This is a genomic window from Bosea sp. ANAM02, from assembly GCF_011764485.1.
In the GTDB taxonomy this organism is placed as follows: Bacteria; Pseudomonadota; Alphaproteobacteria; order Rhizobiales; family Beijerinckiaceae; genus Allobosea.
The window spans coordinates 342,118-363,907 of the sequence record NZ_AP022849.1 but is presented as its reverse complement, the minus strand read 5'-3'; the positions used below and the strand labels follow the sequence as shown (position 1 = coordinate 363,907).

The window sequence follows — 21,790 nt, the reverse complement described above, 5'->3', positions numbered from 1 at the left end:
TTGAATGCGAAACGCCAAAGGACTGCCTGTCAGGTCCGAACGGTGGACGGCGTCAACGCAGGACTGCGCCGAAAGCCGGAGGTAAAATCCGGGCTCTGTGCAAAGCCGAATTTGAGGGCAACCTGGCGCAGCTTTGGAGCCGTTTCGGCATCGTAGGCGACGTACCAGTTCCAGTCGTCGTCAGGACGGCAGTCGAACCGCCCGCGAAAGTGGTGCTTGATGATGGCTGAGAACTGCTCGTTCTTGCTCATCAGGTCGAATACGGCCCAGGTCCCGCGCTTACCATCCCGGATCCCGCTGTGAAGCCAGACCGCGCGTTCGTTGTGACGCAGGTGATCGACCTCGCGATCCATGGGTTCGGCGATTGCCGGTTCCAGCAAGAACCCGTGCGCCTTCGCGGCCTGGACGATCCCGGCCTGCGTGGTGCCATTGAAGTCGATCGAGAGGCGCTCAGCGCGCTTTTTGGTGCCGTTGATGGTCAGTTCCGCCTTATCGGTCCGGAACCAGATGGCGCGGGCGCCATGGCGCAAGCGGGAGAGGCCCCGCAGGCGGCTGGTCAATCCAGGCAGGTCGTCGATCCATGCCAGTCGCCAGAAATAGACGTAGCGTCCACCAGGCGAGAGGCCCGCATAGCAGTAGGCCTTCTGCTCGGAATCCTGGATCGGATCGTCGCGCAAAGGAACGCGGCCGCCGCGTAGCGCCTTCTCGATGCCGGCAGCACGCGTTTCGCTTCCTCCGGAAAGGAGCGCTGCCGCCTGTCCCGGATATTTTGCCGCCAGCTCGATCGCCTTGCGCGCATCTGCCTCGGACCAAGCCATGTTCTGGCGCCGAAGGGCTGACAGTCGACCGCCTTCTTGGGCATCGGCTCGGTTGAAGCCGCGACCATCCCGCCGACGCGCGCCGTCGCATTGCGAAGCGATTGCTTCGACCACGTCTTCAATGGAGACGAACTGGGCCTTCATCGATCAAGCGAACCCTCGGAATCGGTTTCCCACAGCTTCGTGGAAATCCCGGATCACCACAAAGGAATTCTGCTGCAAATCAAAGGACCATATCAAGAACATTGAAGGTAAGAAGGCTTTTTCATCAAGGATCGGAGGATCTTAAAACCTGGGCGATCCAGTTGAAACGTAAGCATTTTTCGCCCCTGCGCATTGACTCCGAATCGGCTTGAGAACAGATTGCGCTGGCTCACGCCATTCGAGGACCAGAACATGAAAAAGCCAGCTGCCAGCTCGAAAGGCGCCGGTTCGAAGAGGACTGCGGCCGCCACCGCCGCTCGAAAGAAAACCTCAAAGCCGGCTGCCGCGAAGACCAATGAGGATGCGACGAAGGCCGATGCGCCGGCACCCGAAAAGGGAACGTCCGCTGGCGACGCTGTCTGGGATGCTGCTGCTCCGACGGAAGCCGCCAAGGCACCAGCAACAAAGACCTCGACCAAGGGCAAGCCGGCATCCAAGGCGAAGGCGAGCGCCAAGCCTGCAGCAGCGACTGAACCGAAGCAGGCAACGCCTGCCAAGGCCTCAACACCCGCCAAGGCGCCAGCTACTCCGAAAGCCACCGCGGCGAGCAAGGCTACTGCTCCTGTGAAGGCCGCAGCAAAAGCCTCGAAGGGCCAGTCGAGCGTGAGCGCCACGGCCAAAAGTGAGCCTGCGCAGAGCTCGGCTTCGAGCGAACCGGTCGCCCCGGTTGCAGCGCCAGCGGCGCCGAAGAAAGCCTCCAAGAAAGCCGGTGCCAAGCCCGCGACTGCGGCAGCCAGCGCCACCTCAGCAACGGCGGCCGCCGAGGCTCCCCCTACAGCACCAGCGCCGAAGGCGGCCGAGAAGGCTACGGCAGCCAAGCCTGCGGCCTCGAAGGGCAAGTCAGCGGCCGCAAAGGCGGCAACAAAGCCGGCTGCTTCCAAGGCCACCACTTCGGCCCTTGTGCCTGCCTCGCAAACCGCGTCCGAGCCGGCCCCAGCCCCTCAGGCTCCACGCTTCACCTACGTCTCAAAGGGCGTCGCAATGAGCGTGATCACCGACACGCTCAGCGGGCAGACGGCAACCGTAGCCAAGGCCCATGTCGAGGACTGCATCGTTGTCCTGGAGAAGTTCATGTCCGGTCCTGCTGGGAAGATCTCGGCAGAGCCCCATGCGGAGGCTGCTCCCGCAGCTGAGCCCGCGGCACCGAAGGAAACCACTGCGGCAGCGCCCTCCGAGGTCCCGGCCACAGCCCCCGCGCCAAAGCGGCGGGCGACGTCAACTCGGCGGAAGCCGAAGACACGCGGACGTGGCCGCGTACTTCGTTTGGAAGAGCAGGACCTGAGCAAGCTGCCGGAAAAGGTGGCGAGTCCTGAGAGCCCCGACGTCGAACTCGTTCTAACAGAGCTGGCGATCGACAAGAACAATCCCAAGCGCGTCCTGGATCCGAGCAGGAAGAAGGGCGTCGTCCGCCTTCCGGGATATGAAGCCCAGGTTCGCGGCGAGGTCGTGGGCCACGTCGTGGTACACGGAGGGGGCTTCCTCGTCGTCGCCCCGAGCCTTCAAGAAAAGCCCTCCACCCATACCTCGGCCGAAGGCGCCCTCTATCGGTTCATCGTCCTGACCCGCGATTGATCGTCAGAACAGCGACAGACTAAGAGCGGCGGGCATGTCCCGCCGTTTCGCGTTTCGGAGGCGCGCTTCTTCGATCGCGCTCCCTAACCCTGTCGGGAGCCGCGAGAGAAGCACGCGGCTGTCTTCGTCACTATCGACGGCCGCGACGAGCTTCAACGCGGATTTCTCGTCGAGAAGCCGGGCGGGATCCGTCGAGAGCCGCTTTGCACACTCATCGCGAGCGGTCAGTATCTCCTGCCAGTACACATCCCTTCGATCGCCGGCGCCACGAGACGTTCGGATGGCCTCCTTGATATGGTCGACCAGCTGGATCGGCTCGGCGCTACGCAACTGCGCCTTGCCAACGATCGTCGGGAGCACCGCGCCCGTGGTTTCACTGACTTCGAGATAACCCAGGCCAACGATCTGACGAATGAGGGGGCGGCAATCCTGGATGCGCAGACGCTTGCCGAAGCCATATTCCGGCAGGCTGTCGAGCCTCATGCTTCGGACCCGGGAAGAGGGGCTCGCCAGAAGCGCCTCGTTCAGGATCGAGACCGAGGAGTCTTCCCCGAGCCGGCCAGCCAGGCGGATCGTGGCGCGAGCGAGATCACCTCGCTCGACGCGCGCTGGCGGGGACATACAGAGATCGCAGTTGCCGCAGTGCGCCGGGGTTTCCTCGCCGAAGCAACGAAGGAGCGTAGCTCGCCGGCAGCCGGGCGTGTGAGCCAGGCCGAGGACGGCCTCCATTCGGCCAACCTCGCGGCGGCGCGCAGAGCCTTCCAGGGTGATCGCAAGGCGGGCACGCCGCGCGACATCGGCGTCACTCCAAAGCAGGTGGGACTCTGCCGGCAGGCCGTCTCGTCCAGCGCGGCCGATGCCCTGGTAGTAGTCGATGATGGAAGCGGGGATACCGACATAGACCACACGCCGTGTATTTGGATGGTCGACACCCATGCCAAAAGCCGTCGTTGCGCAGATCGTCGGTATTTCACCTGCAAGGAAGGCGTCCTGGACGCGCTTTCTTTCATGGTCCGGAAGGCCCGCGTGATAGGCGGCTGCCGAACGGCCGTCAGGGCTAAGCAGCGCCGCTGCTTCTTCGGTTCCCTGGCGCGTTGGCAGGTAGACGATCGTGGATCCGGCGACCGGGCGCTCTTTAACCAGCCGATCAAGATCGGCGAGAGGCTCAACCACCCGTCGAGCGTTGATCGTGATGTTCGGGCGATCAAAGCTCATGCGCAGCTCCCGGACATTTCCGCGGAGAAGACGTTCCTTGATCTCCGCTGTCATGGCTGGAGTTGCGGAGGCCGTCAGCGCGATCCTTGGGGCACTGATGGCCTCCAGATGCTGCGGGAGCTCCATGTAGGCCGGTCGAAAGTCCCGCCCCCACTCGCAGACACAGTGCGCTTCGTCGATGGCAACGAGGCTTACCTGCAGCTGGCGAAGCAAGCCCTGAAACCCTGGCGTCACGAGGCGTTCGGGTGAGAGGTAAAGGATATCCAGGCCACCAGAGGCGGCGAGCCCAAGGATTTCTCGGCGCTCATCGGGCGACTGAGAGTCTTCACCCGCTAGGGCCGCTGCCCGTACGCCCTTCCGGCGCAGTCCATCCACCTGGTCACGCATCAAAGCGAGCAGCGGGCTCACCACCAAGGCCATTCCGGGCAGAACAAGAGCCGGGATCTGGAAACAGAGGCTTTTACCACCGCCAGTAGGCATGAGGCCAAGGACGTCCACCCCTGCGAGAATGGAATCGACAGCTGATTTTTGGACGCCCCGAAAGGATCCGTGTCCAAAAATACGTGTCAGCGCAGCGAGAGGGATCTCGCCAGGTACGCTGGCGCGCTTCTTAGGGAGGTCAACGGCGTGAAATGTGCGCTCAGACACGACTCATCCTGTTATCCACACCACCTGAGTTTGAGGATTCCGGTCCGATACCACCAAGGAGTGTCGGGGTTCACCGCGGCCAAATGCGGTTGCCGCCTACTTCTCGCTCGCGGGAAAATTCCTCTGAGACGGCTGACAGGAGGAAGGACTCTTTAACCTGAGGCAAGATATATTGTCCCAATCGTTGAAGGAAACCGGGGACGGGCAAGGAGAAATTCCTTGTGCAGCCGGGAACCGGATCACGGAAGCCGAGTTACCGACCGGAACAAGATCGACCCGGGATTTCTATAGACATTCATAGAAATGCCGATTTTCACCCTCAAGGAATGTCGTTAGGACCGATTGCACTCTCTTACGAAATGGCCTATCCCAAAGTCCTAAGAGCTTTGAAATTGAAGGAATGCCTCGTCACCGTCACGGATTTTAAGTCGCGAAGGCCAGTTATCTTAAGGGGGAGTGTGCAGGTTATCCTCGTCGCCCAGAAGTATCAGGTGCAGCGGGATTAAATCTGCAACAGGCAAGGAACGGGTGCGGACCCGTCGGCCTGTAACGGAGAGAGCTAAGGAGAGATCGAATATGGCGTCAGATCGCAGCGGAATCAGCGAAATCGCGGCCATGACCACCGAGATCGTCGGCGGTTGGGTTCGGAACCCGAACACGGCCATCCCCAAGGACGACCTGATCCCGTTCATCAAGGAGGTTCACGATACCATGACCGGGATCGTGAAGCAGGACTTGCAATCGGGCCTCGTCCAGCGCGCCGGTGCGCCGGCAGCCCTGCCAGAGATCGCTCCGCCAGTTCGCGCTGCGCTGCCGGCAGTGACTGCTCCGGCCGCACCGAGCAAGGCCCTCGCGCCGGAAGCCATGAAGTCTCTTGAAGGTTCTCGTGCGTTCATTCCGGTGATCGCCCATGAAGGTCAGATCGTTGCTGAGCGGGTCTGGCCGACCGCTACGCCGGCGATGCGCAAGAAGTTCATGGAGATCATGAAGGAGCACAACATCCCGACGCGGTCGGATGGTACTCCTGTGCCGCGAACCGTCGACGGCCAGCACATCGCCGACAAGCGAATGACCGTGGTCGATCCGATCGGAGGCGGGCGCTTCAAGATGCTGCGCCGCCATATCGAGGTGAGCTATGGCATGGACTATCCGATGCTCCTCGCCATGTTCAAGCTGAGCAAGGAGCAGCTGCCCCACGCTGGCCCGGCCTATTCCGAGCAGAAGGCGATGCAGGCTCGCGCGAGCGGTCTCGGCAAGCACTCGAAGTCCCGTGATGGCGGTGCGCGCAAGTCGCCTCGCGCCAGGAAGGTCGCTGCGACGGCCTGACCGTCGTCCACGGATTGTTGCTTCAATCCTTGCGCCCACCGATTTGTTCGCTTGCCGCGACCGGATCGGTGGGTGATCTTTTTTGGCGTGTCCCCCTCGAAGTGGATTCGCCTTGTCAAACCTCTCTGCCCCCGCAAACGAGCTAACTGCCTCCGTGCAAGCGGCTGTCCACGAAGCGTTGCATCGTGGCATGCGGACGTCGGAGGGCAGGGGCGTTAGCGCGGGACCGATCTTTCTCGCCTTGTGGATCGTGGCAATCGGGACGCTGCTTGAAGCGGCGGAACCCGCTGACGCGGTCGCATTGCTCGACCATCGTGCCAACGATATCCGCGGCTTTGGGCATAATGCGGACAGTGCCGTCATTCGGCTGCCGGACGATGCGGTGAAACGCCGGGCGATGGAAGCCGCATATGCGGCCGAGATCATCCATAACTCGCTGGAGGAGTTCGCGGTCGATCCAGGCGACGAATGGGATCCTGCGCCTCAGGTCCTTCTCGACAGCGCCCTGGGCGTTCTTCGGGAGGCGTGGGGGCCGCTTCATTTGCGCAGGGCGATCGCCGGGCAGATCGAAGCCATTGGCGCCGGTGCTGACCGCGCTATCCTCCCCGACGAACCTTCTACCCTGAATTCCGCGATCCTGCGCCGGTCATCGAAAGTCGAGCCGGAGCGCTTCGCTCGCGCTGCCAGGAAGGCTGAGCTTTCGCTGTCCTTTGCACCCTATCGAGGCCAGGTCGTCTGGGTCGCTGTCATTGCCCTTTCGAATGCGGGCCGGCGGACCGCGGAGGTTCGCGAGATCGCGGGTATTTCGAACTCGGACGATATGAAGCTGGGTGAGATCGACGGCTGCCTCGAGGCCGTGCGCTCGCTCGGGGTCGGTAACAAGTCGGACGAGGTCCTCCTTCGCACCGAGTCTGGCTTTCTGGCTACGGCTCTTGAGCTGTCGCTCGCGGGGAATGTCCCCGAAATGCCCGGTGATGAGGCAAAGGCATGGTCTGAGATCATCGAGACGCTGACGCGCTGGCAGAGCCGCATCATCCACCGCGGAACCGGAGCGCCTCGCCCCATCGACGAGAAGGCTAACCGCATCCTGCGCCGGCGTCTGGCGGACCTGGCACAGAGCGGAACCGAGGCTACTGTTCCGGCTTGATCTGGGCGGCAACCACGCAACGAAAATGAACAGACGCTCCTTTCTCCTCAGCGCAAGCGCTCTCCTGATCCAGCCATCGGCGCGAGCCAGCGGAACCACTGCCGATGTGCTGCGCGCAGAGCTTCCCAGGGTGTGCGGCCGGCGCGCCGCGGCGATCGAGGCGACGCTTGGTCGTTTGGCACGCCTGCGACCGCCAGGCCCAGGGAAGACCATCACAGTCGACATCCCCTCCCAGCAGCTCGCGACCTATGAGGATGGCCGCACGGTGATGGAAAGCCGGGTCGTCATCGGCGACGAGGGCTGGCGCACGCCAGACCTGGACACGAGCGCGACCTATGTGAGGCTGAATCCGACATGGACAGTGCCGGAAAGCATCATCAACGCGAGGCGTTGGCGGGAAAAGCTGGCCAGCAACCCGCGATATTTCGAGCGGCTTGATTTCAGGGTCGTCGCCGGCGGCCGCTCGATGTCACCGAGCGAGGCTGCAGAGCGCGGTCTTCGCCCCACCAGCTTCATCCAGCAGCCGAGCCGGAATAATGCGCTCGGGGTGGTCAAGATCGGCTTGGCGGCCGGCGGGTCGGTCTATCTCCATTCCACAAATGACGATGAAGCCTTTGGTGACGATGACCGTGCGCAGTCGCACGGCTGCATCCGCGTTGAGAAGGCGATGGAGCTGGCGGGCTGGGTTCTCGGAATGAGCGAAGGCGAGATCTCGCGGCTGCAGCGTTCCGGAGATCGGACTGATCGTCGGGCGCCACCAGTTCGAGTCGTCACGACCTATTTCACGGCCTGGCCCGACGCATCCGGCGTGGTCCAGTACTACGACGACATCTACCGCAAGGACCGTCAGGTCGGCCGCTGCGCCGGCGACGGCGTCACCACGTCCCGATCGGAGCAATCAGCTCCGGCTTACGAGGAATTCGAGGTCGAATGAACCCGACAATCCAATCACTGCGCGATGCGCTTTTGACCGGCTTCCGCTTGTTCTTCAAGACGAGCTCGCTCGGGCTGAACGCCTTGCTGGCCGTCGTCTGTGCGATCGTCGCTCTGAAGCTCTGGAACCATGGAGCAGCCTACATGACCAATGCCGGCGGCTGGCCTCAGCTAAGCCTGGAATACGGGCGCCGCGTCATAGCGGCCGCGGGCCTGAAAGATCGCCTTGTCTGGTGGTCGTTCGCCTGGGCTGCCTACGTCTTCTCGGCCGGCTTCGCCTTCCTTGCGCTTGCTGGTGCGCGGGCGGTGGCGTGGAAGATCTACGCAGCCGCGCGAGGCTGAACAGCCGTTCCGACTTTCAGGCCTCCATGGTGAATTTCCGGGAGACAGAAACAAGGATTCGGACGACTCGTGAAGGCCAAGCCGCAGAAGATACTCACCCGCTCCGGCCAGGTTCTGGTCGAAGGTACGGCGCCGACGCTCAAGGCGTTCGTCGAGGGTATCGTTCGAGAGGGGAGGTCCCTTGCAGGGGCTGATCTCGCCAACCGGGATCTCGCCGGACTCAACCTGGATGGAGCCGACTTCGACGGGGCTGATCTGGAAGACGCCGATCTGCGAGGCTCCTCGATAAGATATGGGTCGTTCGCCGGCGCCTGTCTCAAGGGAGCCCTGTGCCAGGGCATGAATGCCGAGCGGGCGCGCTTCCACAATGTCATCCTCGGCCGGACGGAAAAGGGAGCAACTCGTTTCGATGGGGCTCGGCTCGCCTTCTCCGAATTCGACGGAGCTCAGCTCGATGGCGCGATCTTCGACGACGCGGGGCTCTCGCGCGCATCCTTCGCGTACAGCTCCGGCAGGCGCACCTCATTCAAGCGGGCGCGGCTTCGCGACACAATGTTCACCTCGGCGAAGCTGATCAATCCAGATCTCGCGGAGGCGGACCTTCGCGCGTCGACCAGGCTCTCCCCCGAGCAACAGCCGGACCGCACTGCGGGAGCAATGGTGATTCAAGGGCATTATGCGAAGGCGATGATGGACGAGACCGGCACGCCGGCCTTCCAGCGCGACCATAGGTGGAGTCGCGCGTCTCACCTCACAGCATGGCTCTGCGCGACGACACCCGTCGCTTTCGCCAGCCACTCGCTGCCGCATCACGTCCACCTCCCTCATGGCGCGGAAGCATACGCAGGCGCGATTGGCGCTGGTGTCATCACCGTTCTGGCATCGAGCGCACTCCTTGCGGCCAAGGAAGGCGTGGCCGAGAAGGTTCGCGATTTCGTTGAAGAGCGGATCAGTGACACGCATTCGATCGTCCGCCGGAGCTTCGACGAGGCTTGGCGGCATGGCGTCAACCTCGCACACCTGACGGTCGCTGCTGTCCGCGGCGCCAGCCTTCGCTCTCTCAAGGAAGGCCTCGCGGCCACCAGGCAGCAAGCACGAGATGGTGGGGCATCGGGTTGGTTTCGCGGTATTGTGCTTGGCAAGGGCGCGCTGATCTTCGCGGACCGCCGACATCTCGCCATGGCGCTCGAAGCCGTCAGCGCCAGTCGCAAGCGACACAAGCGAGAGGCCGATATCATCGTCATTCGGCAAGGAGAATCCATCGACGCACCGTCGATTGTGCGCCTTCGCCAGGATGGCGGGGCGAGCATGATCTGGACGGCCCGTGGAAAGGTTGTCGCGACCGCAGATTATGATAGTGGCGGCGATCTCGTCGCGAAGACCGGCGACCTGGACCTTCCCGATCGACAGATCGCAATGACCACCTGCTTCGCGCGAGCGCTGCTCGCCGATCACCACATCACGCTCAATGTGCCCGGAGATCATGACTTCCGCGCGGGCGGTGATGGTTCGATCATCGTCCTGCGACCGGGGGATCGGCGGATCGACAACCCCCATGGAGCTGCTCTGATCGGGCCGGACGGGGCGGAACGGCATTTCCGGAGTGGTGTGGAGGCGGTCGCAGCCGAGGCGGCGGAGCCGGAGCTCACCCTGGCTCCGCGCTTCTAGGCGGCACCTGCCGAGAGTTCCTTGAGTGCCTCGTCGCGAGCATTGTTGATCGAGGCCATCATGCTGGTGCTGCCGCCTCGGTCTGGATGGTGCTTCCGGGCGAGACGCGCGTAAGCCTCCTTCACGTCGCTCAGCGATGCGCTGCGCCTGAGACCGAGAACGGCCCAGCATCCTGTATCCTCACGCTGCTCCTGACCGGGCCTCTGCCTCCCTTGTCTCCGCCTTCTCGACGACGAGTTGCGTCGCGCCCGCGCGGCGGCGTCCAGGTCGCGATGGAATGCCTCCGCTGCGATTGAGACGGCGATCAAGGGATCCGGGTAGACCCCCTCGCAGCGCGCGACGATGCCTTCCCCCTCCAGCTCGAAGACGAAGCGAAACGCCTCGCCGAGCGTGAATGTCTGGACGAAGATGGCGACTCGGTACCCGAGCATCGCACGGGACATCAAGTCGAGCGCCTGGCGGTGAGCCTCCTCGGCCCGCAAGCGGCGCTGCCTCTCGCGCCGGCGTCGCATCAAACGAGTGGTGAGCTCACTGAAAGTCCACAGACCCAGCAGCAGCACGAACCACCGGACGCCCTCGGGGCCGGACAGAAACGCCTCGACCTGCTTCCACAGGTCGAACAGTCGCTGACCGGCTAACTGGAGGCCTTCGAGAGGGTTGAAGAGGTCGGGCGCGTTCAAGGACGTAATTCTGGATTCGGAAGGTCTTGCATCATGGTCCTTCGGATGCGCGGTGATGTCGACCCACCCTTGTGGATTGCGAGCCCTGGCCCATAAAATCCGGCATGTTGATCTCGATTCCGTTCACTTACGCGGCGAATGCCAAGGAAGGCCGTGCTCGCAACAGCACGCGCCTCACGCTGACTGCCAGTTCTGATGTGCTGGTGCGCGAGATTCAGCCGGGCGATGCGCCGATCGCCCTCTGGTGGACACCTGGTGATCTGCAGATGTCTCACCAGACCGCGCTGCGGGCAGCTGACGGTATCCTTTGGCAGCCGATCCTCCAGGACGACGGAATCCGCCTAGAAGAGCCGGCGGACGACGTTGTCTGCGCCCGCAGTATGGGGAGAGCCAAGCGCGCGAACCACAGCGGCAAGTTGCTCAGCCGACCCCGCCTGGTCACTGGCGACGGGCTGAAGGCTCACCTGCAGCGAGCGGGCCTGCACAATCTCGGCGGCCCGGGCACGACTCGACTGATCAGCGGTGCCTTGCTCGGCGCCAAGAGCGAGAGCGACCCGACGATCCGCGATATTTCGGACGACGATCGATCGAAGGAACTCGCCAAAATCGGGCGCGAAATGGCCAAGATCTGCCTGATCGGCGGAATTGCTCATCGCGCGATCGATCTGCCGCTGATCAAGATCGGTTCCGGCCCGTATGGAGACCTCGAATTCGCCTATGGCTACGAGGCCTGGCACGAGAATGCGGCGCAGATCCGGCAAATCGATCAGTTCGACGATGCCAAGGCTTATCTGGTCTCATTCCGCGGCAAGGGGTATCGCGTTTCCGCCCTTCCTCCAGAGATCGTTCGCCCTGATCTCATTGACCTTCGCCAGCCGCTGAAGCCGGCGGCTCTGAGCCTGGCTGCCCAGATCGTTGCAAAGCTCTCCCAGACAGACAGCAGCGGATGGCGGCCGTATGGATCGCCTCGGGTTTCGGGTTACCCGGTGGAGGTGATCATCGCCTTCATGAAGGTCCGCGATGCTTATGCCGCACGCGACATCGATGCGATCGCTGAGGCGATCGGCGAACTTGCCGAGGCCTCGGAGCCTCACGGCACGCTTCACAGCTTCTACGCAGAAGCGACGGCGTTCGTGAAGCGGTGGGAAGCCTCGTATACGCCCAAGGGTGCCACCCCATGAAAAAGACCGTCGAAATCATGGTCGCCGTCGTCTACGACGCGCATGTCACCAGCAGCAGTGGCAAGCATGAGGTTCGCTCGTATCGCGAGGTCATGACCTTCAAGGTGCCTTCGGTGAGCGCGGATCAGGCCCCGATCGCGTTGCGGTGGGCCGGCAGCTGGCCCTACTACGGTGATGATCAGCTCACGGACGTTCGCGTCCGCAACGGTCATGCATTCGAGCCCATCAAGCGGCAGGAATGGGACATGGCAGCCGGAGTGCATCTTCGGCTGCCCGTGACGGCCGACGATCTCGCGAAGCCGTCTGAACTCCCTTTCCAGAACCTGGTCACGCGGATGTCGGGAATCCCGCAAGCGCTGACGAAGGCGGCCGAGGTGAAACGGCCGGGCCCGCCGAACCCGAACGCCGTCCGCCGGAGCGAGCGTGAATGGGAAATCGAGAGGTTGACGGAGTGGTTCAGGACCTCTGTTCTCTTTGTCGATGGCTCCATCCATTTGAAGTCGTCGCTACCTGTCTATGTGATTGAGACGGGTTACGACACACAAACGCGCAAGCCGGCCGCGCAGCTGAAGCTGGAACCGTCCGGCGGGGGACGCGTGAAGGACTGGACGCGGGCCTTTTCAGCAACCGAACGGGATCTCGCCCTGAAGGAGGCGGACGCCGTCGCGCGACGCTTCAAAATCAAGGAGCCGGCTGAGCCCGCTCCTGTCGAAATTGTCGATCCTGATCTCGCGCACTTCGATGCGCTTCCCTTCGTTCTGGCCCACGCGCTGCGGGAGGCGGAGACTTCGTTGGCGCGCCACCTCCCAAAGGGCTCGATCGAGTCCGCTTATCTGTTCGATGAGGTCCGCCAGCGTCGCTCCCGTCGCGAGGATCCTGGTCTGCGCTCCGATAGTGATCTCCTCGCGCGCGTCCGTGGTCTACTCACCAGCGAAGGCGCGGAGCGAGCAGAAGAGTTCGACAGGAGCGTTGAGCGTTTCGATGCGCTAGCGGCCGAGCGAACCCTCGAAGGGCTCGCCCTGTGATCATCGAGGCCAGCGTCTCATTCAAGGGGCGATACAAACCCAAACGCGCGAGGAATTGGTCGGAAGCCGAATTCCGGAGTTCGACCCCTGTTCGGCTGGATGAAATTTCCAGCGATGAGGCACCGATTGTTTGCTGGTTCAGCCCTCCAGGAGGAACACCCAACCTGCAGGTGGCGATCCGAGCTCACGAGGGCCGCCTGTACCAGCCGCTGATCGAAGGCACCTATCGGACCCCCGGTCCCGTTCCGCTCGTCGATGGCGCGGTTCGGCAGCTGGAGACCGAAGAGAACAATGATCGCAGCAAGCCCCACTTGGTAGACGCGAAGCGTCTCATTGCCATGCTGGAGGCCGGCGGGCCGCGGGTGATCAACGGTGCCCTGATGTACGCCCATGAGCACAAGGGCATCACTCAGCGCGAGCTCGACGCAGCTGAATACGACCTCGCCGAAGAGACGAAAGCCAAGGCCGGGATCCAACGTCTGATGCGGGGCTTCAGGCTGATTGACGGCATACCCTACACGGTCGTCGAGGCGCCCCTCCTGACGTTCGACAAGAACCGGAAAATAGCGACAAGGCATCGTGACGGCGCGTGCAACGTCGACAGTTATGAGCTCGGTGATATCGAGAAGCTCCTGGTCGTAGCCGGCGAGGGTGCTGTCGTGTGGGAGACCTCGCAACCGGAGATCCTGCGGCCGGATTTGTTGCCCGAAGTCGACCATCCCCTGAACGCCGACATCGCCGATGTCGTCAGGCGCATCCTGGTAGGTCCCACGACCGGGATGGATCCCGCCAACCTTGGCAGGGAGAGCCTGGAGACGACCCTGGCGTGGCTGAGCATTCGCGATGGCAGGAAGGAAGAAGTTTCGTCGTCTGAGCTCCTGAAGCGTCTGGAGCGCCTCACCAACGCGGCCAGTCCGCAATTGATGAAGCCGGTGATCGAGCGGGCACGGTCTATCATCGCGCGCGACTACACCTTGCGGGCCCATGACGAGCTCGCCGATCTCAGTTTCGACGGCCTCATCCAATGAGACAGATCCTCCCCTTCGCCTTCTCCGTCCATCGCCAGGAAGGCTCGCGCCACGTCACGCGGGTCTATCGCGACGAAATCGAACTTCCGATCCGGGAAGCGGAAGATCGAGAGGCGCCACTCGCGCTTCGCTGGCGCGGAGGTATCGTGAGCGGGCCGAAGCCGGCCGACGGCGTCCCTGTGCGCGTCTACGGCGGAGATGGACGGGCTTATGAGCCGGTCCGGAGCGCGGTCAAGGTGGACGGCACGAATACGAGCCAGAACGTCAGGCTCACACGAGGCGGCGATCTCGACCTTTCCGACACGTTCCTAGATCGCGACGAACTCATCGCAGAGCTCAAGAACCCGAAGGCTGCAAAGGCGCGCGTCCCTGCGCGTCCGTCGGCGGCTATTCAGAACGAACAGCGGCAGGCCCGGGACGCCGTCCAGGCATTTGTGCGCGACAATCTTTTGATCCTCGACGACGAGCTCTGGGTCGCGACAAGCCTTCCGGTTTTCATCGTCACAGGCCGCGACTCGCTGGGTCGGATCGACCCCATACTGCCTCACCGGCACAAGGGCAGCTTCTTCAATATCTTTGGCGTCCTGGAGCGCGACCAGGCGCTGCGCGCGGCCGAGGAGATTGTCGCCCAGCTGCGGGCCAAGTGTACGAAGCCAGACCCGCGTGTGCATGACGCGGCCATGCATCTGGAAGTGATCAATCCGACGCTGTGCGGCCTCGCCTACGAGCGCAATTGTCGTCATGACCTGATGTGGCGGTTCCGGGAAGCCTCGGCGGCCTTCCTCCCCTATGGCGACGTCGATTATGCGCGCTCCTATGACAGACTGCGCAATCGTATCGAGGCAATCTCTCGTTCGCGCGGTGATGATCACGCGCTCGTGGAAGAAGACATCAACGTGCTTCGGGCCTGCTTCGACGCATACGAAGCTTGCGGGGGAAAGCGAGCCGAGGAGTTCCGCTGGCGCATTGAGCGCATGGAAGCGCTGAGCGGAATCCGCCATGAGCCGCTTCCGCTGCTACCGGGCTTCTAGACCGACTGGCGTCACTGGCGCCTCAAACGACCACGCAAGGCCTTAGAAACGGAAAGGGCCCGCAGCTTTCGCTGCGGGCCCTTTCGTCAAACGACCAGAGGTCGACCGATTCAGAACGGTAGAGATGGATGAGTTTTGCCACTGAAGCACTCAATGCATTGAAATTTGAAGACGTTCTGGACGAAGAAACCCCATATCGGCAATTTCCGTCTTATGAAGGGCTCGGCAATCAAGGGGTGAGCACAGGAATGGCCCGGCGCGCCATCAATAGCGCTGTAGCCGGGCCATTCTTGTGAGCACTCCTGGGTCATTTGAGCCCCTAGCAGTGACGATTCCAGGTCGAGGATGCGCGCGCGAGTCCGCGCACCTCAGTCGCGACCTAGTCGATCGATTTTCGGCAGCAGCGGGCGGAGGAGCTCGTTTGCGTCCGTTGCACCGAGCGCCTGATTGTAAAGTACCGTCTGAAATCGCTCTTCGTACGCAGAGAGCTTCGCCTCCAGCTCGGCGATCTTGATGCGAAGCCCATCTCTATCCCGACGTAGGACGACGATTTCCGGATCCCGGTTCCGGAACGGGTTCTTCTTGCCGCGTTCCCGCTCCTTTCGCAGCTCGTCTTTCCTGGTGTCGTATGCCTCCTTGATCTGCGGATGACCGGAAAGGGCTTGGCGAGACCAACCCGAGGCGTCGCTGCCCCACCGCTTGCCGGAAGCGCCGGCCTTTTGGATCTCACGCACAACACGTTCGCAGACGAGCTGCCAAGTAAATGGCTCCGATGGCCACGCTCGAACGAGCTCTCGAATGCGCTCGATATCGATCGGCGTCATTGCTCGGCGCGCGGCTGATCGCGGCGCAGGCTTCGACCGCCCAGATTTTCCGGCCATAGGCTTTCGTTGCATGGACGGATTCCTCAATCCGTTCACTGCGTAAGCTGATTCTTTGGTTGATGCAGTCCATCGAATGGATCGCGGCATCAGTTCTTCACCGATCCTTGGTGGCCCTGTTGATCGAAGGGGAATTCGAGGTCAGGCGAGCGATGACGTGCACATGCCTAGAATCGGGGAGATTCCTCGGAAGGATCCCCTATAAGGAGTCCAAGTTCGGGAAACGCTTCGAACTCGTGTGCGTCGAAGGGGATTTGCTGATCCAGCGCGAACTCGCCGAGTTCCTCAGTCAGGGCCGGATCATTGTCGAGGGAGATGGCGAGGCAGAGCAATGCTTTCGGGTGGACCGCCGTCATCGGTGTCGGCCCGCCGTCGTCGCCAATGCACACAGATAGGATCGGGTCGAGCTCGAACGCTTCCCGCAGAACCTCTTCGCGACGCTCATCCCACCTTTGAGCGGATCGCAAATGGAACAATACCTGGTTGATTGAACGCGGAATAATGGCAACGTCCCCGGCCGCCCGCTCGACGATGAAGCGGTCATGTTCATATCGTGCGCCACGCGCTGCGCTGAAGACCGCTTCGGCCAGGCCGTCTTGCATTCCGTCCAGGTCGTGTCCAACCACGAGCAGTTCGAGAGCCCCGAGATCACCTCGACTGGCGTCGAACTGGACGCCGCCATTGGCGCCGTAGGCGAAGAGGACATGGTGGCTACAGATGGCCAGTTCACGGTCTATCCCGGCGATCGCGAACCAGCGCATGACGTCCGTCACCACCGATGGCAACCGGGGAAGGCGCAACGCCTTCGCCATCTCTCGAAAGTCCGACAACTCGGCTTCGATTGCCGATGTAGCCTCGTCGGCTTGGCGGCGGTCGGACAAGAACGCTGCATAGAGCCTTTCGGTCTTCGGGGTTCGCACACCGAGCGAAACCGACCGCTTCTTGCCGCTGACGCGATCGTTCCAGTGTCTGATCAAATAATCGCGGCCTTTGGCCTGCTTCCACTGCATCCCGCCAGCCGAACTCGCGGCCAATCTCAAAGAGGGCAGTTGCTGTGCCCAGATCGCCTCAGCGTCGGACAGCATGTGTCGCTGTGCAGCGGTAAGGTTGCGAGACATGCACGTTTCCACCAATTTGTGAGATTATACATCAAATGGTGGAAACTTGCAAAGTATCGAACTAGCGCCGCGTTATGCCCCAAATCGGAAATGGGTTACAACGCAGGCGCCTATTCCGAAGCGGCCGAAGACACGCCCAGATGAACAAGGGTTCCGTCGGCGATCGTCGGATCGGCATGCACCGCCAGGACCCCTTTCAAGCCGGCCAAGCGACGTCTATGGGCATCGGCCCATCGAGATGCACCATAGGTTCCGGCCGTATCTTCTTCGCTGGCTTGCTGGAACAACGCCTCGACCGCGGCCGCCTGGCGTTCCGCTTCCACGCGCTGTTTCTCGTTGCCCTTATCGATCAGATGCTCGGCGCAGTCAGCGCATTGGCCGTGAATCGCGCAAGGCACCAAGCTCCAGTCGTGGATGCAGATGCCAATCTCCGTCACATGCGAGGTGGGCACTTGCGCCTTCATGAATGCCTCGCGATCGGCAAGCGGGAGGCTCTCGCGAACACGCGCGATCTGGCCGACCACCTCACCGGCCTCAGCAAGGGCTCTCACTTTCTCGGATAGCTTCGCGCCACTGACATGGTCATAGACAGCGTTCTGCTGAGGATCTTTCCGCCCAGACCAACGTGCAACGAGCTCCTGGCTCATGCCGCCCTCCTGTGCGAGCGTGTTCAGCCAATGCCGAAACTGGTGCGATCGCATCCGAATGGGCTTGCCGTCGGGTTCTGTGGCGCCGAAGCGTTCGAATACGGCCGGGCGTCCTTCCTGACCGGAAATGAACTCTCTAATCGCGGCCGATTTCAACAATTCGGACGAGCCAGCACGATCAAATTTGGTTCCGCTCAAGCCATTCGTACGGACTAGAAATAGCCACTCATGGGGTTGCAACACGCCTGGGGGGTTTCTGACTCTACTTTCTCGTAACAGAGCCTCTTCAAGGTCCCTCGCTCGGACCCATACTTGGTTGTATGCGCCATCCCGCCCTCCACGAACGGTCGGGACGCGATGATTTCTCATCCACTCGCGAGCGTTGTCCGCAGAGGACACATTCAGAATCGGCCGCACCTCCTCACTGGACAGAAATTGGTCGGGATCCATGGCTTGAAATTGCGGGTGACGCCCAGGGTTCTGATGCATCCACAAGGCATCAGACCGTGCGTCCTTCGTTAGCTCTTTGACCTCGGCGACTGCGCGCTTGGCCACGTCGATCATCGGCGTCGCGATCCATTTTATCGTCCACCCATAGCCCTTGGATCCGAAATATCGGATTCCGTAGCGGGACGTGGGGTTGCCGTTGACGACTGCTGCTTCAGAGACCTCACAGTTCCAAGGAAGCTGCAAAACCTCATTGATGCGCCATCCGCCACAAATAAGCAGCTCGATGACCTTCATCCGGAGAATGTCTCGGGGATCCGAAAGTTGGCGAGAAATGGCCGGCAGAGCAGCCAGCGCTGCTTCGCTGGGCATCTTGTTTTCCCGGGCCAATGCGGCGTCAGCCGTTATTCGATCATCGGAACCAACACGCCGGTTGGTGTTTTTCCAGCCGAGCCGCACACGCCCGATCCCGGCCTTATCCATCCAGCTCGCAACACGAGCGAGCGCGACTCCTCCCTGGTGAGCGCCGCCCGGCTTGGACGTGGCGGCAATTGCCTTCGCTGCCGCAGTAAAATGCCTTGGCAGCGCCCTGCAGGGGTCGAAATCCACCTCAGCCAACTCATCGTGCAGGTACCGGCAAACTGAAATCGTGTTCGCATGGCGCGTCCACATCTTTGGGCTGGTGTCGTCATGCAACCTGATTGCTGCTTTGACGAAATCGGAGAACGGCTGCTTCATGGGCTCCTGAGAGCCAGCGCCCCGCTTCCCTCCTGCCCCGGTCAAGAAATAGAAGGCGTAGCGTCGATGACCTTCAGATGCGGTTCTCTGCTTGACGATGGGATCTCGCCAGATGGGGGCGTCCCAGTCTACCGGTCCAAAGGCTGTAGAGCTTTTCCCTCTTGCAATGAACGCCGCGAGATTCGCCTGAGCATCGCGGAGTCGCGCTGAAGGAAGTTGCTCGACGCTCATATGGCTGCTCCCTTATGGGCGTCGATCCGGGTGATGACTTCGGCTACGGCACAAATGGTGTTGTCCATCATCGACACCATACGGCCGTCCAAACCCGCCTTTTCCCGACGCTCCCGCTCGCTGAGAAGCTCATCGAGAACGAGATGGTGCGGCGCGTCTATCCAGGGTTGGAAGGACCGGCAGGTGTAGCAGGCGATCGGCGCCAGCAGGCCGCAGAAGCCGTACGATCCGCAGCTCCCCAGCCCTTCCAGCTTGGTCGGAGATCCGCCTACGACAGCGACGTTGCTGCGCGGATCGTCGCCCCGGACCGCCTGCGTGGGACCGGAGACCAGCGTGCCCATGAAGGCCTGCGCCAATGGGGCGAGCGCCAAGGCGACCGCCTTGTCGAGATGCTCGACGATGTCGGACTTGATATCAAAATAGACCTGTACGTTCTGCGTATCGGTATGATCAAGCAGGTCGGCGACCTCAAGCTTGCCAACACCTTCGCGGACCAGGCGGGTTGCAAAGGTGTAGCGCAGGCGCCTGGTCGTCACGCTCATTGGCCGGCCTGTTCGAGGCGACAGAACGCCAAGGGCAGCCACGGCCTCTTGTACAAGATCGCTGAACTCGCCTGCCGACAAGTGCCACGCGTAGCGATCGAGCGGGCCGCCAACGAGATCCCGTCGGAGTGATTTTCGCTTGAAGATCGGTCGACTGCGCGGAGCGGAGTCCCCGTCGCCCAAAGCTTTATCGCGGTCGTGATCGATCAGATCCAGAAGGACATCCGAGATTTCCTGATTGAGCTGCCGCGTCCGAAACGAGCCCCGAACCTCGGTGTCGCGTTTTTTCATCCGCGGCACCTGCAGATGAACGAAGGCGATTGCGTCGCCATCGAGGTGTCGCACGACATCGTCCTCAGCCAGCAGGGCCATCTGCATCGGGTTGGGGCCGAGAGCAACGCACAGCCAGAGTGCCGCCTGTTGGCCCACGGAAAGCCTGTCGGTGCCCTTCGCCGCCCGCAGATTTGTCAGGAGAGCGGCAAGTTCCAGGTCTGACAGTGGCCCCTCTTCGGGGTCTGCCGACAGCACTGCGTGGCCTTTGCGGTTGCCACCGATCCGAAGTTGGTCGGCTTCGAATGCGATATCCATCGAGAAACAGGGGTAACCGAAATTGGCGCACCAGCCGTACCACTGACGCACATAGTGCAGACGCCAAGCTTGGTGGCCCAGGAGTTCGCGCAACTCCGAGAATATGGCAAAAGGCAGCTCTGCATCCCGCCTATCTGCCTCAATGAACGATTTCGATTGATGCAGAAGGCGGAGGCTTTTGAACGCATTCCTCACCGAAGAGGCGCTTTGCGTTTCCACCATGTGTCTTAGAAATTGGACGGTGCCTCGCAGTATGAGCTCAGACCGACCGTGCCATTGTGCCCAGTCCACCAGTTTGGCACCAGCAGCGCTGTTGAGCCGCCAAATCATTCCGGAGCAATCGATCGGCAAACCAGCAGCATCGATCACGATCCCCTGGCTTATAGCGTCTCCGGCGCGGCGGGGAGCTCGGGCGGTCATCTGTCCGCCTCACCAGTGCTTGCATCTTGCATCCGTAACGCAGCTTTGGCCGCCGCTTCGCGGGTGCTTCGACTGCGATAGCGATCGCCCTGTCGTGACGTCTTGGACCAGCCGAACTGGTAATTGCGATTGCGTTGCTCCTCGCCTTCGGTCCAGCCAAGCTCTTTTGCCACGCTGGAGAGGCGATCGTTGGCATTGTGGCGCGTGACGTGAGCGGTGAAGTCAGCGGGAAGACCAGCCACACGGTTGCGGAGCAGATCGAACATGTCGTTCACCGTTGCCGAGGACAGCGGCATCCCGGATCGCGCCAGAAAGACATAGGGCGAGCGCTTCGCGTTCGGGATCTTGGGGCGCTCGCGCAGAATCCAGTCCTCGAGGGCCGCAACCAATTCCGGTCCGAGAGCGAGAGTCCGTCCGAAGGTTTTATGCCGCGGCTCGCTACGACGAGGATCCTGTTTCTCATCATGCCTGACGATGATGTCTAAGGTTGGCTCGGCGCCGTGAAGGTGGAGATCCTCACCCTTGATTTTGAGGGCATCGGCCCGCCGCAAACCGTGCTCATGATAAAGCAGGAGCAAGGCATAGTTTCTGACTTGATAGGCCGGCTTAAATGGGTTCGTCGGACTCCCAGGCCGGATTGCTTCCAGGAAACAACGCTGAATTGACTCATCGACGCCTTCGCGCTGCCGGTGGCGCGGCGACGGCAGATCGTTGGTCATGCGCCGGCAGAATTCATCGAGTCGGAAACGGGCTTCACGAAGGCGCTCGACATCACGGTTAATTATCCGGTCGATGCTGCGTTGCGCGTGCCAGGCGATGTAATCGCGCACAGCATGGCAGCGGAAATAATAGTGACCATGCCGCACAGTCGGCCGGCTTGCCTTGCGCTTGTCGGGATCAGTCAGCCGACCGAGATTTCGATTCTGGCGAAGAAAGCGCCGCAGGTCGAGGACTTCATCGCCTGAGAGGAGGCTGACCGATTGGAGCCTCTCTTCGACATCAATGGCAGGCACTCGGCTCGCTGACCATTCTAGCAGCAGCACGATCGCACTGAGATGCTGCGCCATCGAGTTCGGTGAGAGGCCTGCTTCGCGCAGACACATCGAAGTGTAGAGAGAAGGTGCTTCGAGGGCGATGCCGTCAGGCGGTCCCTCGACGACGACGAACCGCTCCCCCGAACTCGGGAAGACAATCCTCTTTACACGATAGCCGTAAGGATTTGTCTGCAACTTCAGCCTCCTAGGCCGAATCACCTTACAAACCTACGTTATCCAACTTAACAACCCGTGTCCGCTTGCAAAAAAGGCCGCCACCAAGGCGACCTTTCATGAGCGATTACAATGGTTTAGCGAGTATGAGC

Annotated in this window: 20 protein-coding genes; 11 read left to right on the top strand and 9 right to left on the bottom strand. The window is 61.8% G+C overall.

Annotated features, from left to right (window positions below; translation table 11 throughout):
• Positions 1–29: 29 nt before the first annotated feature.
• Both OCUBac02_RS25425 and OCUBac02_RS25420 read right to left on the bottom strand, forming a co-directional pair.
• Positions 30–962 carry a hypothetical protein gene (locus OCUBac02_RS25425; RefSeq protein ID WP_173050464.1) on the bottom strand — a complete coding sequence of 311 codons (933 nt, stop codon included), beginning with the start codon at positions 960–962 and terminating at the stop codon, positions 30–32.
• A gap of 92 nt (positions 963–1,054) precedes the next feature.
• Entirely contained in the window at positions 1,055–1,903 is an 849-nt protein-coding gene (locus tag OCUBac02_RS25420) for a hypothetical protein (RefSeq protein ID WP_173050462.1), read from the bottom strand.
• A 100-nt stretch (positions 1,904–2,003) separates the two neighbouring features.
• Here OCUBac02_RS25420 and OCUBac02_RS25415 point away from each other — a divergent pair, with 100 nt between their 5' ends.
• On the top strand, positions 2,004–2,594 hold the full coding sequence (locus tag OCUBac02_RS25415) for a hypothetical protein (protein ID WP_173050460.1): 591 nt from the start codon (positions 2,004–2,006) through the stop codon (positions 2,592–2,594).
• A 3-nt stretch (positions 2,595–2,597) separates the two neighbouring features.
• Here OCUBac02_RS25415 and OCUBac02_RS25410 read toward each other — a convergent pair whose 3' ends face one another.
• Positions 2,598–4,457 carry a RecQ family ATP-dependent DNA helicase gene (locus tag OCUBac02_RS25410; protein ID WP_173050458.1) on the bottom strand — a complete coding sequence of 620 codons (1,860 nt, stop codon included), beginning with the start codon at positions 4,455–4,457 and terminating at the stop codon, positions 2,598–2,600.
• A 576-nt stretch (positions 4,458–5,033) separates the two neighbouring features.
• Here OCUBac02_RS25410 and OCUBac02_RS25405 point away from each other — a divergent pair.
• The 5 genes from OCUBac02_RS25405 to OCUBac02_RS25385 all read left to right on the top strand — a co-directional run bounded on the left by OCUBac02_RS25405 (position 5,034) and on the right by OCUBac02_RS25385 (position 9,873).
• A complete protein-coding gene (locus OCUBac02_RS25405; protein WP_173050456.1) occupies positions 5,034–5,783 on the top strand; it encodes a Ros/MucR family transcriptional regulator in 750 nt (249 codons plus the stop codon).
• A gap of 241 nt (positions 5,784–6,024) precedes the next feature.
• Positions 6,025–6,930, top strand: coding sequence for a hypothetical protein (locus OCUBac02_RS25400; RefSeq protein ID WP_173050454.1), 906 nt, complete (start codon positions 6,025–6,027; stop codon positions 6,928–6,930).
• A gap of 25 nt (positions 6,931–6,955) precedes the next feature.
• The gene (locus tag OCUBac02_RS25395) at positions 6,956–7,864 is read left to right on the top strand and encodes a L,D-transpeptidase family protein (RefSeq protein WP_173050452.1); all 909 of its coding nucleotides are present in this window, start codon (positions 6,956–6,958) and stop codon (positions 7,862–7,864) included.
• Entirely contained in the window at positions 7,861–8,205 is a 345-nt protein-coding gene (locus OCUBac02_RS25390; RefSeq protein ID WP_173050451.1) for a hypothetical protein, read from the top strand. Before OCUBac02_RS25395 ends, OCUBac02_RS25390 begins: the two co-directional genes overlap by 4 nt.
• Before the next feature lie 69 nt (positions 8,206–8,274).
• Positions 8,275–9,873, top strand: coding sequence for a pentapeptide repeat-containing protein (locus OCUBac02_RS25385; protein WP_173050449.1), 1,599 nt, complete (start codon positions 8,275–8,277; stop codon positions 9,871–9,873).
• Here the strand turns inward: OCUBac02_RS25385 and OCUBac02_RS25380 are convergent.
• A complete protein-coding gene (locus tag OCUBac02_RS25380; RefSeq protein WP_244639292.1) occupies positions 9,870–10,553 on the bottom strand; it encodes a J domain-containing protein in 684 nt (227 codons plus the stop codon). The genes OCUBac02_RS25385 and OCUBac02_RS25380 overlap by 4 nt on opposite strands.
• 104 nt (positions 10,554–10,657) lie before the next feature.
• On the opposite strand from OCUBac02_RS25380, the gene OCUBac02_RS25375 reads away from it, so the two are divergent.
• From OCUBac02_RS25375 to OCUBac02_RS25355, 5 genes are all read left to right on the top strand, one after another.
• Complete coding sequence (locus tag OCUBac02_RS25375) at positions 10,658–11,734, top strand: hypothetical protein (RefSeq protein WP_173050447.1); 1,077 nt, start codon at positions 10,658–10,660, stop codon at positions 11,732–11,734.
• Positions 11,731–12,759 carry a hypothetical protein gene (locus OCUBac02_RS25370; protein ID WP_173050445.1) on the top strand — a complete coding sequence of 343 codons (1,029 nt, stop codon included), beginning with the start codon at positions 11,731–11,733 and terminating at the stop codon, positions 12,757–12,759. Before OCUBac02_RS25375 ends, OCUBac02_RS25370 begins: the two co-directional genes overlap by 4 nt.
• Positions 12,756–13,787, top strand: a complete 1,032-nt coding sequence (locus tag OCUBac02_RS25365) for a hypothetical protein (protein WP_173050443.1) — start codon at positions 12,756–12,758, stop codon at positions 13,785–13,787. The genes OCUBac02_RS25370 and OCUBac02_RS25365 overlap by 4 nt, the downstream gene beginning before the upstream one ends.
• The gene (locus tag OCUBac02_RS25360; protein ID WP_173050442.1) at positions 13,784–14,818 is read left to right on the top strand and encodes a hypothetical protein; all 1,035 of its coding nucleotides are present in this window, start codon (positions 13,784–13,786) and stop codon (positions 14,816–14,818) included. The genes OCUBac02_RS25365 and OCUBac02_RS25360 overlap by 4 nt, the downstream gene beginning before the upstream one ends.
• 128 nt (positions 14,819–14,946) lie before the next feature.
• A complete protein-coding gene (locus tag OCUBac02_RS25355; RefSeq protein WP_173050440.1) occupies positions 14,947–15,114 on the top strand; it encodes a hypothetical protein in 168 nt (55 codons plus the stop codon).
• Positions 15,115–15,186: 72 nt separating this feature from the next.
• Here OCUBac02_RS25355 and OCUBac02_RS25350 read toward each other — a convergent pair whose 3' ends face one another.
• The 5 genes from OCUBac02_RS25350 to OCUBac02_RS25330 form a co-directional block, all read right to left on the bottom strand.
• A complete protein-coding gene (locus OCUBac02_RS25350; RefSeq protein ID WP_173050438.1) occupies positions 15,187–15,642 on the bottom strand; it encodes a hypothetical protein in 456 nt (151 codons plus the stop codon).
• 224 nt (positions 15,643–15,866) lie between these two features.
• On the bottom strand, positions 15,867–16,817 hold the full coding sequence (locus OCUBac02_RS25345) for a hypothetical protein (protein WP_173050436.1): 951 nt from the start codon (positions 16,815–16,817) through the stop codon (positions 15,867–15,869).
• 110 nt (positions 16,818–16,927) lie between these two features.
• On the bottom strand, positions 16,928–18,880 hold the full coding sequence (locus OCUBac02_RS25340) for a hypothetical protein (protein ID WP_173050435.1): 1,953 nt from the start codon (positions 18,878–18,880) through the stop codon (positions 16,928–16,930).
• Complete coding sequence (locus tag OCUBac02_RS25335) at positions 18,877–20,430, bottom strand: site-specific integrase (RefSeq protein WP_173050433.1); 1,554 nt, start codon at positions 20,428–20,430, stop codon at positions 18,877–18,879. The genes OCUBac02_RS25340 and OCUBac02_RS25335 overlap by 4 nt, the downstream gene beginning before the upstream one ends.
• Positions 20,427–21,659, bottom strand: a complete 1,233-nt coding sequence (locus tag OCUBac02_RS25330; protein ID WP_173050431.1) for a tyrosine-type recombinase/integrase — start codon at positions 21,657–21,659, stop codon at positions 20,427–20,429. Before OCUBac02_RS25330 ends, OCUBac02_RS25335 begins: the two co-directional genes overlap by 4 nt.
• Positions 21,660–21,790: the final 131 nt, after the last annotated feature.

Bases quoted from the DNA above. Each gene is read 5' to 3' on its own strand.
- OCUBac02_RS25395 (WP_173050452.1), top strand. From the start codon at position 6,956: ATGAACAGACGCTCCTTTCTCCTCAGCGCAAGCGCTCTCCTGATCCAG.
- OCUBac02_RS25345 (WP_173050436.1), bottom strand. From the start codon at position 16,817: ATGTCTCGCAACCTTACCGCTGCACAGCGACACATGCTGTCCGACGCT.
- OCUBac02_RS25340 (WP_173050435.1), bottom strand. From the start codon at position 18,880: ATGAGCGTCGAGCAACTTCCTTCAGCGCGACTCCGCGATGCTCAGGCG.
- OCUBac02_RS25360 (WP_173050442.1), top strand. From the start codon at position 13,784: ATGAGACAGATCCTCCCCTTCGCCTTCTCCGTCCATCGCCAGGAAGGC.
- OCUBac02_RS25350 (WP_173050438.1), bottom strand. From the start codon at position 15,642: ATGACGCCGATCGATATCGAGCGCATTCGAGAGCTCGTTCGAGCGTGG.
- OCUBac02_RS25335 (WP_173050433.1), bottom strand. From the start codon at position 20,430: ATGACCGCCCGAGCTCCCCGCCGCGCCGGAGACGCTATAAGCCAGGGG.
- OCUBac02_RS25390 (WP_173050451.1), top strand. From the start codon at position 7,861: ATGAACCCGACAATCCAATCACTGCGCGATGCGCTTTTGACCGGCTTC.
- OCUBac02_RS25405 (WP_173050456.1), top strand. From the start codon at position 5,034: ATGGCGTCAGATCGCAGCGGAATCAGCGAAATCGCGGCCATGACCACC.
- OCUBac02_RS25355 (WP_173050440.1), top strand. From the start codon at position 14,947: ATGAGTTTTGCCACTGAAGCACTCAATGCATTGAAATTTGAAGACGTT.
- OCUBac02_RS25370 (WP_173050445.1), top strand. From the start codon at position 11,731: ATGAAAAAGACCGTCGAAATCATGGTCGCCGTCGTCTACGACGCGCAT.
- OCUBac02_RS25375 (WP_173050447.1), top strand. From the start codon at position 10,658: ATGTTGATCTCGATTCCGTTCACTTACGCGGCGAATGCCAAGGAAGGC.
- OCUBac02_RS25415 (WP_173050460.1), top strand. From the start codon at position 2,004: ATGAGCGTGATCACCGACACGCTCAGCGGGCAGACGGCAACCGTAGCC.
- OCUBac02_RS25425 (WP_173050464.1), bottom strand. From the start codon at position 962: ATGAAGGCCCAGTTCGTCTCCATTGAAGACGTGGTCGAAGCAATCGCT.